This window comes from Oxalicibacterium sp., assembly GCF_035565035.1.
Lineage (GTDB): Bacteria > Pseudomonadota > Gammaproteobacteria > Burkholderiales > Burkholderiaceae_D > Oxalicibacterium.
The window spans coordinates 1-9,325 of sequence record NZ_DATMTD010000052.1 but is presented as its reverse complement, the minus strand read 5'-3'; the positions used below and the strand labels follow the sequence as shown (position 1 = coordinate 9,325).

10 protein-coding genes and 1 riboswitch are annotated in these 9,325 nt (G+C 55.8%); of the genes, 7 read left to right on the top strand and 3 right to left on the bottom strand.

The window, feature by feature from the left end; translation table 11 throughout:
• A partial coding sequence (locus VN114_RS04905) for a hypothetical protein (protein ID WP_325512569.1) occupies positions 1-180 on the top strand: 180 nt, incomplete at its 5' end.
• An 80-nt stretch (positions 181-260) separates the two neighbouring features.
• On the opposite strand, the gene ahpF is transcribed toward VN114_RS04905, so the two are convergent.
• Both ahpF and ahpC read right to left on the bottom strand, forming a co-directional pair.
• Positions 261-1,856, bottom strand: a complete 1,596-nt coding sequence (ahpF, locus tag VN114_RS04900) for an alkyl hydroperoxide reductase subunit F (RefSeq protein WP_325512567.1) — start codon at positions 1,854-1,856, stop codon at positions 261-263.
• A gap of 85 nt (positions 1,857-1,941) precedes the next feature.
• On the bottom strand, positions 1,942-2,505 hold the full coding sequence (ahpC, locus tag VN114_RS04895; RefSeq protein WP_325512565.1) for an alkyl hydroperoxide reductase subunit C: 564 nt from the start codon (positions 2,503-2,505) through the stop codon (positions 1,942-1,944).
• 275 nt (positions 2,506-2,780) lie between these two features.
• On the opposite strand from ahpC, the gene VN114_RS04890 reads away from it, so the two are divergent.
• The 6 genes from VN114_RS04890 to VN114_RS04865 all read left to right on the top strand — a co-directional run bounded on the left by VN114_RS04890 (position 2,781) and on the right by VN114_RS04865 (position 8,476).
• Positions 2,781-3,653, top strand: a complete 873-nt coding sequence (locus tag VN114_RS04890) for a pirin family protein (RefSeq protein ID WP_325512563.1) — start codon at positions 2,781-2,783, stop codon at positions 3,651-3,653.
• A 119-nt stretch (positions 3,654-3,772) separates the two neighbouring features.
• Positions 3,773-4,537, top strand: coding sequence for a class II aldolase/adducin family protein (locus VN114_RS04885; RefSeq protein ID WP_325512561.1), 765 nt, complete (start codon positions 3,773-3,775; stop codon positions 4,535-4,537).
• Between the two features lie 81 nt (positions 4,538-4,618).
• Positions 4,619-4,807 (top strand): 4-oxalocrotonate tautomerase, encoded by a 189-nt coding sequence (locus tag VN114_RS04880; protein WP_325512559.1) that lies wholly within the window; start codon positions 4,619-4,621, stop codon positions 4,805-4,807.
• Positions 4,808-4,979: 172 nt separating this feature from the next.
• Positions 4,980-5,480: a GreA/GreB family elongation factor gene (locus VN114_RS04875; RefSeq protein ID WP_325512557.1), complete on the top strand. Its 501-nt coding sequence runs from the start codon at positions 4,980-4,982 to the stop codon at positions 5,478-5,480.
• A 70-nt stretch (positions 5,481-5,550) separates the two neighbouring features.
• Positions 5,551-5,940 (top strand): hypothetical protein, encoded by a 390-nt coding sequence (locus VN114_RS04870; protein WP_325512555.1) that lies wholly within the window; start codon positions 5,551-5,553, stop codon positions 5,938-5,940.
• A 178-nt stretch (positions 5,941-6,118) separates the two neighbouring features.
• Positions 6,119-6,217: riboswitch (TPP riboswitch) on the top strand.
• Positions 6,218-6,289: 72 nt separating this feature from the next.
• Complete coding sequence (locus VN114_RS04865; RefSeq protein ID WP_325512553.1) at positions 6,290-8,476, top strand: TonB-dependent siderophore receptor; 2,187 nt, start codon at positions 6,290-6,292, stop codon at positions 8,474-8,476.
• Positions 8,477-8,541: 65 nt separating this feature from the next.
• Here VN114_RS04865 and pnuC read toward each other — a convergent pair whose 3' ends face one another.
• Positions 8,542-9,162: a nicotinamide riboside transporter PnuC gene (pnuC, locus tag VN114_RS04860; RefSeq protein ID WP_325512551.1), complete on the bottom strand. Its 621-nt coding sequence runs from the start codon at positions 9,160-9,162 to the stop codon at positions 8,542-8,544.
• Positions 9,163-9,325: the final 163 nt, after the last annotated feature.

The following is a 9,325-nucleotide window of genomic DNA, read 5'->3' as shown; positions in this document are numbered from 1 at the left end:
AATGGCGGCGGTGTGCGGCAACATGCAGAAAGACTTTTTCATTGTTTGTCTCCTCATATTTTTGAGATGCTGCCGAGCCAGTGTAATTCAGGAAACGGTCACAAAACCATCGTCTGTTACAAATTTCATTTTGAAAAATTTACAAATAAAGGCGTATCTCCAAAGGGCGCACCGCCGTGATCGCGCCCGGATGTGGATGGGCATTCAGAAAAAATAAAAGCCGCATTGCTGCGGCTTTTCATGTTCTGCTAAAAACGGAATCAGGCAGTAACGGCTTCGCCTTTTTTCTCTGAAACAATTTCTTCATCGACCGAGCTGCGGATCAGGTGATCGAAAGCGGACAACGATGCTTTCGCGCCTTCACCGACTGCAATCACGATTTGCTTGTACGGCACCGTGGTGACGTCGCCGGCAGCGAATACGCCCGGAATCGAGGTGCGACCGTGCGAATCGACTTCGATTTCGCCATGACGCGACAACGCGACCGTGCCTTTCAGCCATTCGGTGTTCGGCACCAAACCGATCTGGATGAAGACGCCTTCCAGCTCGACGGTTTTGGTTTCTTCGGAATTGCGATCCTTGTAAACCAGGCCGTTCACTCGTTTGCCGTCGCCGGTGATTTCGCTCGTTTGTGCCGAGGTGATCACGGTGACGTTTGCCAGACTGAACAATTTTTTCTGCAGCACGGCATCGGCACGCAGTTCCGGTGCAAATTCAAGCAAGGTCACGTGACCGACGATGCCCGCCAGATCGATCGCCGCTTCCACACCGGAATTACCGCCGCCGATCACGGCAACACGTTTTCCCTTGAACAGCGGACCGTCGCAGTGCGGGCAATACGCGACACCGTGGTTGCGGTATTCGGCTTCGCCCGGCACGTTGATGGTTTTCCAGCGCGCGCCTGTAGAAAGAATCACGGTTTTGCTTTTCAGCGAGCCGCCGTCTTTCAACTTGATCTCGATCAGTTTGCCCGGCACCAGTTCAGACGCCTGCTGGATGTTCATGATGTCGACATCGTATTCACGAACGTGCTGTTCCAGCGCAACGGCGAATTTCGGACCGTCGGTCGCTTGCACCGAAATGAAGTTCTCGATCGCCAGCGTATCCAGCACTTGACCGCCGAAACGTACAGCAACGACGCCGGTACGGATGCCTTTACGCGCTGCATAGATTGCAGCCGCTGCACCCGCAGGTCCGCCGCCGACGATCAACACGTCGTACGGTGCTTTCGCGCTCAGCTCCTCAGCTTTGCGTTTGTTGCCGCCGGTGTCGAGTTTGGCGAGAATCTGTTCGATGCTGACGCGACCGGATTCGAACGGTTGGCCGTTCATGAATGTGGTCGGCACGGCCATGATTTCGCGTTCCTTGACCTCGTCCTGGAACAGGCCGCCGTCGATCGTGACTGCCTTGATGCGGGGATTGATCAGCGCCATCACGTTAAAGGCTTGCACGACTTCCGGGCAGTTATGGCACGACAGCGACATATAGGTTTCGAACGTGTAGTCGCCGTCCAGATTCCTGATCTGTTCGATCACGGAATCTTCGATTTTCAACGGGTGGCCGCCGGTTTGCAGCAAGGCCAGCACCAGTGAGGTGAATTCGTGGCCCATCGGGATCGCGGCGAACTGAATGCCGGCGTGTGCGTCAGGGCGTTTAATGACAAAAGACGGTTTGCGCTCATGGTCGTCGGTGCGTTCGACCAGGGTGATCTTGTCGGTCAGCACAACGATTTCCTGCAGCAGTTCCTGCAGTTCGCGCGATTTTTCGCTGCCATCGAGCGATGCAACGATCTCGATCGGCTGCACGATGCGCTCCAAATAGCCTTTCAATTGGTCTCTGAGATTTGCATCCAGCATGATGGTCTCTACTTTCTTCGTTAAGGGTTTGCTGAAGCCGAACCCGGCTCGGGTTCGGCAAACAGCGGTACTGCCAACTACCTGATTAGATCTTGCCGACCAGATCCAGCGATGGAGCCAGGGTCTTTTCGCCTTCTTTCCATTTTGCAGGGCAGACTTCGTTCGGGTGAGCGGCGGTGTACTGGGCAGCTTTCAGTTTGCGCAGTGTTTCCGAAACGTCACGAGCGATTTCGTTCGAGTGGATTTCCAGGGTCTTGATGACGCCGTCCGGGTTGATGATGAACGTACCGCGCAGTGCCAGGCCTTCTTCAGCAATGTGCACGCCGAAAGCGTTGGTCAGTTGGTGCGTCGGATCGCCAACCAGCGGGAATTTTGCCTTGCCGACTGCAGGCGACGTTTCGTGCCAGACTTTGTGCGAGAAGTGCGTATCGGTGGTGACGATATAGACTTCGGTGCCCAGTTTCTGGAATTCTGCGTAGCTGTCAGCAGCATCTTCCACTTCGGTTGGGCAGTTGAACGTGAATGCTGCCGGCATGAAAATCAGGACGGACCATTTGCCTTTCAGCGATTGTTCCGTCACTTCGATGAACTTGCCGTTATGGAAGGCTTGCGTCTTGAACGGCTGGACTTGGGTATTGATCAAAGACATGTCGTTTTTCCTTTGAGTTGGTTGGTAAAAAGTGGGTTGAAAACGGGTTGAAAAGCGTATGAGTTCGAATCTTAAAGAAGTTCGAATCATTTGCATAATTGATTTAATTTACAAAATCAATTTGTTTTCGCTATGAACAAGACGAATCGATGCTGCGATTCATGGGCCAGTCACGAATTGCCTATTATGCAGCGTTCCGGGGATTGCCGTCGCTGCCTTGTGTCCGCATATAAGGAAAAACCCTATTGGCGCGGCAGATTCTGCAAAGGCAAATCATGAAAAAAGTTATCAATGTTACTAGCGCACCGCAGCAGCATTGGGTCGGCGACGGTTTTCCCGTACGGTCGATGTTTTCGTATCACAGTCATGCACAGGAATTGAGCCCTTTCCTGCTGCTGGATTACGCCGGTCCGGCCGAATTCTCTGCAACCGATCATTTGCGCGGCGTGGGTTCGCATCCGCATCGCGGTTTCGAGACGGTCACGATTGTCTACAAGGGCGAGGTGGCGCACCGCGATTCGACCGGCCAGGGCGGCACGATCGGACCGGGCGACGTGCAGTGGATGACGGCCGGCGCCGGTATCCTGCATCAGGAATTTCACTCGGAAGCATTCATGCAATCCGGTGGCATGCTGGAAATGGTGCAACTGTGGGTGAACTTGCCGTCTGGCGACAAGATGACCGCACCGGGTTACCAGGCGATTGTCAGCAGCGATATTCCAGTCATTGACTTGCCGGATGGCGCGGGCAGCGTACGCGTGATCGCTGGCGCTTACGGCGATCACGCGGGGCCGGCGCATACGTTCTCACCGTTGCATGTGTGGGATCTGCGCCTGAACAAAAACGGCGTGAGTGAATATGCGCTGCCGGACGGCTGGAATTCCGCCATCGTTGTTCTGCACGGCGCAGTGCACATTAATGACGAAACGACTGTAGGCGTGGCGCAAATGGCCTTGCTGGATCGCAGTGGCGGCACGGTCAAGATCGAAGCGGACAGCGACGCCATTGTGCTGCTGTTGAGCGGTCAGCCGATCGACGAACCGATCGTCGGCCACGGCCCGTTCGTGATGAATACGGAGGCGGAAATCGTGCAAGCCATCGACGATTTCAACAGCGGACGTTTCGCGCGCATTCCCGCGCAGGCGTAACAACGGGGGATGCGCGGGTGATGTCGTGTCGTGACGGCATCGCGCTGCTACAGATGACTTTATAATTCCGGCTTCCGCATCGTGCGCGGACTTCGTCGGAACCAAAACGTCAGGGCGTCATGAACAATCCAACCATCCATCCGGCACCGGCCGGCATCAGCGCTGCCGAATGGCAGGTGCGCATCGATCTTGCCGCCTGCTATCGCCTGTGTGCGCTGAAGAACTGGGACGACTTGATCTACACACACATCTCGGCCACGGTGCCGGGCGAAGAAGGTCGTTTCCTGATCAATCCGTTCGGTTTTCGCTTCGATGAAATCACTGCGTCGAATCTGGTGAAGATCGATATTCACGGCAACATCATCGGCGACCAGAATGTGCGCGTGAACGTCACCGGTTTTGCGATTCACGGCGCAGTGCACGCGGCGCGCAAGGACGCAATGTGCGTCATGCATCTGCATAATGGAAATGGCGTCGCCGTCGGCATGCAGCAAGGTGGCTTGCTGCCGCTGTCGCAACATGCGATGCGCTTTTATCAGCAGATGGGTTATCACGACTACGAAGGACTGGCGTTATCGGCCGCCGAACAGGGCCGCCTGATCGCGAATCTGGGCGACTATCCGGCGATGCTGTTGCGTAATCACGGTACGCTGATCAGCGGTCGCACGGTGGCCGAAGCCTATACATTGATGGACACGCTGGACAAGGCCTGTTCATTTCAGCTGAAGGCGCAATCGGGCGGCGGCCCGCTGAATATTCCGCCGCCGGAAGTCTGCGCGAAAACGTACAGGGAATTGCTTGGCGACGGCTCGCCGGAAGGCATTCTGGAATGGCCGGCGCTGTTACGCAAACTGGATGCGGTTTCGCCGTCGTATCGGGACTGATTATCTAATGTGCGATTGCTCGTCGGGCGATCGCACTGCATCGAATCATCATCAACAATCATCAATCAGGGGGATCAAATCATGCCAACCATCAATGTTCAATTGTTCGAAGGCCGTACGCTGGAACAGAAGCGCGCGTTCGTCAAAGCTGTCACCGAAGCAACCGTCGCGACGCTCGGCTCGTCAGCGGAATCGGTCGATATTCTCATTACCGAACTCAAGCGCGAGGACTGGGCCACTGGCGGCAAATTGTGGTCCGACATGGAGTGATGTTGCAGGATCACGTTGTAGTTCAGCAGCATTAGCGCTGCAATGACGCTGATGACGCGATCATGTTCCGGCGATGTCTGCGATCAACGCAGCATGACTGCTGTGTGATATAGCACACCGACATCGCCGGAGCCTGATGCCACACTGATTGTCCGCATGGTGGAGACAGTCGATGAACAAGGCATTTGTGAAGGAATCGGGTGACGATGACGCGCCCGTGCCGATGCCGGACATGCCGGACGGCGTCAAGAATTACATTACCCCCGCCGGCCATCGCCGGCTCGAGGGCGAACTACGAAAGCTGTTGGCGGAACGTCTTGCACAACAGGATGCTGTTTCCGATGGCGATGCACGCCAGCGCGATCAGCGCGTTCAATATCTGCAAACCCGGCTCGACGCCGCCGACGTTGTTGATCCCGCACTGCATGTCGGCAACGACCAGGTATTCTTCGGCGCAATGGTGACTTACGAACATGCCGACGGCGAGCGGCAGACAATCACTATCGTCGGCCTGGATGAGCTGGATCCTGCGCATGGCCTGATCAGCTGGTTGTCGCCGGTGGCGCAAAGCTTGCTGGGTGCCGAGGTCGGCGATGTCGTGATGCTGGAAGGACCTGCCGGCGATGAAGAGCTGACCATTATCGACGTGCGATATCCGTCGCCTGAAAATTGAACCGACGGTTGAACCTGCCGCGTTGCATGTCTGTCCTATTGAAGCAAGGAAAACGTTCAAGGAGCCAGTGATGACGCATGATCATTCGAAAAAGCATCAAAAAGCAGCCGAAGCCGAGCGCGTTCGCGTCAGTCCGGAGTCGGCGTCGCATGAAGAGCGTCTGCTCGATGATGCGTTAGCCAAAACGTTTCCCGCCAGCGACCCGGTTGCGGAATTGCCTGCCGAGCCGGAAATTCCCGAAGACGAAAAGGCAAAGGAAACCCTGCTGGACACGGCGATCGAGATGAGTTTTCCCGCCAGCGATCCGATTTCGGTCGATGCCGGCATCACGCGTATCGAACATGCGCCGGATTCGGCAGATGCGCGCACCGATCATCAAAACAGCAACGAGGTCGAAGTGGCTGAGAAGAAATCCGGCGCCGCAAAGGCGTCGGCAAAAAACGAAAAGCGCCGCGATTGATCGATCGCCGGGTGACTCGTCGCCCGGCAATTCCCGTGCATGTTTTTGCGGCCACGGATGCGTTTTCTTCATGCCTGCATCCCCGATTATTCCTGTTGCGCAAAATCCCGTTGCGCCTCCAAGTTGTTGAATTTGCGATGAAAACCCGTTTTTTGACGGTTTTTTCATGATAGTATTCGCGCCACGCTAGGGGTCCTGAAGAGTTGTCTTCGGGTGAGATAAAACCCTTGAACCTGACCTGGATAATGCCAGCGTAGGGAAGCGCAAAGTCCCTTCGAGAATATTGTCCTTCGAATCTTTGTTCATCCTTCGCGCGGCCTGTCCCAACGCGAATTGATAGAGCAAAGACATGTCTGCATTACAACCCCGTTATTCACTGACCGCCTTCGCCGTTGCGCAGGCATTTGCCTTCGCGCCTGTTGCGATGGCGCAAACCGCTGACTCCGACAATGTTTTACCCGAGGTTCAGGTGACGTCGGATGCAGAAAAGGATGGCATTGCACGCACCGCCAGCATCGGCAGCTTTTCCGAGACGCCATTGCGCGAAACGCCTGCATCGATCAGCGTCATCACACGCGAGCAGATGCAGGAGCGCAGTATTCGCACCGCGACCGATGCAGTGAAATACGACGCCAGCGTGCAAAATTCGTATAACGCGGTCGGCCTGTCCGACTGGTTTGCGATTCGCGGGTTCACGCTCGATATGGGTTCCAATTATCGCAAGGATGGCATGGTGATCCTGGCGCATTCGTCGATTCCGATGGAGAACAAGGAACGCTTCGAAATCCTGAAGGGTCTGGACGGCTTGGGCGGCGGCATGGCTTCGTCGGGCGGTATCCTGAACTACGTGGTGAAGCGGCCGACCGACAAGCCGTTACGTTCAGTCACCGTGGAAACCAGCGAGCGCGGCACGGCCTATGCGTCGGTCGATCTGGGCGGTCGTTCCGATGACAAGGTGTTCGGTTATCGCATCAATGCGGCAGCCGAGGAAATTCATTCCTATGTGCACGATTCGGACGGTGAACGTCGCTTCGTTTCCGGCGCGTTCGACTGGCGCTTGAGCCCGCGCGCATTGCTGCAACTGGATGTCGACTATCAGCACAAGTCGCAGTTGACGGTGCCGGGTTTTCAGTTGCTGGGGCCTGAACAGCGGATCCCGACCGGCGTGACCGGCAAGACGATGCTGAACGACCAGCCGTGGAGTCGTCCGGTCACTGACGATACGAACAATCTCGGCCTGAAGTTCGACTACCAGTTGAACGACAACTGGCATACGACGTTGCAGGCCAACCGTTTTGAACTGCGTCGTGATGATGCGGTGGCGTTATCTTCAGGTTGCGCGGATATCACCGCCAGCCCTATGGTGGTGCCAGCAGGATGTGCAAATGGGTTTGTCGGATATAACTCAAATGGCGATTACGCACTGTACGACCTGCGTCGCGACAACGACAAACGCACGGTCCTGACGACGCAGGCCATGTTGCAAGGGACATTTGAGGCTGGAGCGATCAAGCATGATCTGACTGTTGGTGCCTCGACGCTGAATCGTCGCGACAACTTTGCCGATTACCTGTTCGATTACGTCGGCATGGGCAATATCTACAATCCGGTTTATTACGACTACAAACTTGGACCGACAAAGCCGGTTGCCTTGCGCCGCAAGGATGAAGAGCGTTCGGTGTTCGTTCAGGACATCCTGTCGCTGACGGATCGCCTCAAACTGCATCTGGGTTTGCGTTACACGGAGCTGGAGCGCGATCAATTCAGCGCGGCCGGTGTCATGACGCGTCATACCGATGACGGATTTGCGTTGCCGAACGTGGCGCTGGTTTTCAGCCCGCAATCGAACTGGTCGGTGTACGGCGCCTATTCGGAGGGGCTGGAGCCTGGCGGCGAAGTGCCTGACGGTGCGTCGAACGCCGGCATGGTGCTGGATCCGAATGTGTCGCGTCAGTATGAAGTCGGCGTCAAAGCCGATCTGTCGTCCGATATCAGTGTGGCTGCGGCCCTGTTCCAGATTCGCCGCAATAACGAATACATTGATTCCACCAACACCTACGTGACGGCCGGCAAGGAAGTGCATCGCGGGCTGGAACTGTCGGCGCAGGGACGCGCCACGCGCAATCTGCTGGTGGGTGCCAGTCTGACGGCATTGCAGGCATTTGCGGAAGATACCGGCGATGAACAGATCGAAGGCAAGCGTGTCGGCAACGTACCCAAACTCAAATCGGCGGTGTACGTGAACTACACGGTTCCGGACATGCCGGCGCTGAAATTGAATTCAACCTGGATTCATTCGAGCGAGAAGGTATTTGCACCGAATCGCGATATTCGCAAGGACATCGACGGTTACGATATTTTGAATGTCGGTGCCAGCTATGCAACCAAAGTGTCCAACGTGACGACGACTTTCCGCTTCGGCATCGACAACGTGTTCGACAAATTCTACTGGGGTGATGCGTCGAATGCGTTCGGCGGTTACCTGATTCCAGGCGCGCCGCGCGTGTTCCGTCTGTCGGCGCAATTCGATTTCTGATCGATTTCGACAAGCACGTTCGTCTGTGCAAACGCCGCCGGCATGCAGAACGCCGGCGGCGTTTTTTATTGTGGCGATGGTTGTCCGGTGCGGGTTTGCGCCAGCGATTTCTTCCACGCCTGCAAGCCGACTATCGCCATGACGACGAATACGGCGTAAAGCAGCGCGGTCAGATACAGATCCTTGTGGATGTAGAGGCCGATGTAAATCAGATCGATGACGATCCACAGATGCCAGTTTTCCAGCTTCTTGCGCGACAGGAGAAACTGCCCGACCAGACTGCCTGCAGTCAGGAAGGCATCGATGCGCGGCACATCGGTATCGGTCAGCGTTTCCAGCAGAACGGCGACGGCCAACCATGTGATCAGCCAGGCAGCGCCGGTATGGACGATGCCACGCCGCGTCAAGCGCGTGACAACGACGCCATGATGCTCGTTGCCGCCGAACAGCCATTGATACCAGCCCCAGAGCGAAACGGCGATGAAGAAAAACTGCAGTGTCATGTCGCCGTAAATCTTCGCCTGATAGAACACGATCGCATACAGTGCGGCGGACGTGATCGAAAACAGCCAGGCCCAGGGCGACTGCCGGATATTCAGCAGCACCATCGTCACGGCCAGAACGAATGACGCGATTTCAAGCGGAGAGGTGTGGAGGATGCCGAGCAGCAGGAGCGGAGTATTCATGAAAATGTCATGCGCATGACGTTATCTGCATGACAAAGGCTGCATGCGTTGATGAAAGAATAAGACAGGAATCGTTTGCGTGGCCCGTATTTTCAATGCGATTAGTCGACAAAACAGACCGGACAGTCATCGCTTCGAAAGCAAAGTAACAACAGTGAGAATT

What these genes read in the sequence shown, in the direction of transcription:
- VN114_RS04865 (WP_325512553.1), top strand. Translation starts at nt 6,290, where the DNA reads ATGTCTGCATTACAACCCCGTTATTCACTGACCGCCTTCGCCGTTGCG.
- VN114_RS04885 (WP_325512561.1), top strand. Translation starts at nt 3,773, where the DNA reads ATGAACAATCCAACCATCCATCCGGCACCGGCCGGCATCAGCGCTGCC.
- ahpC (WP_325512565.1), bottom strand. Translation starts at nt 2,505, where the DNA reads ATGTCTTTGATCAATACCCAAGTCCAGCCGTTCAAGACGCAAGCCTTC.
- VN114_RS04890 (WP_325512563.1), top strand. Translation starts at nt 2,781, where the DNA reads ATGAAAAAAGTTATCAATGTTACTAGCGCACCGCAGCAGCATTGGGTC.
- VN114_RS04875 (WP_325512557.1), top strand. Translation starts at nt 4,980, where the DNA reads ATGAACAAGGCATTTGTGAAGGAATCGGGTGACGATGACGCGCCCGTG.
- VN114_RS04880 (WP_325512559.1), top strand. Translation starts at nt 4,619, where the DNA reads ATGCCAACCATCAATGTTCAATTGTTCGAAGGCCGTACGCTGGAACAG.
- pnuC (WP_325512551.1), bottom strand. Translation starts at nt 9,162, where the DNA reads ATGAATACTCCGCTCCTGCTGCTCGGCATCCTCCACACCTCTCCGCTT.
- ahpF (WP_325512567.1), bottom strand. Translation starts at nt 1,856, where the DNA reads ATGCTGGATGCAAATCTCAGAGACCAATTGAAAGGCTATTTGGAGCGC.
- VN114_RS04870 (WP_325512555.1), top strand. Translation starts at nt 5,551, where the DNA reads ATGACGCATGATCATTCGAAAAAGCATCAAAAAGCAGCCGAAGCCGAG.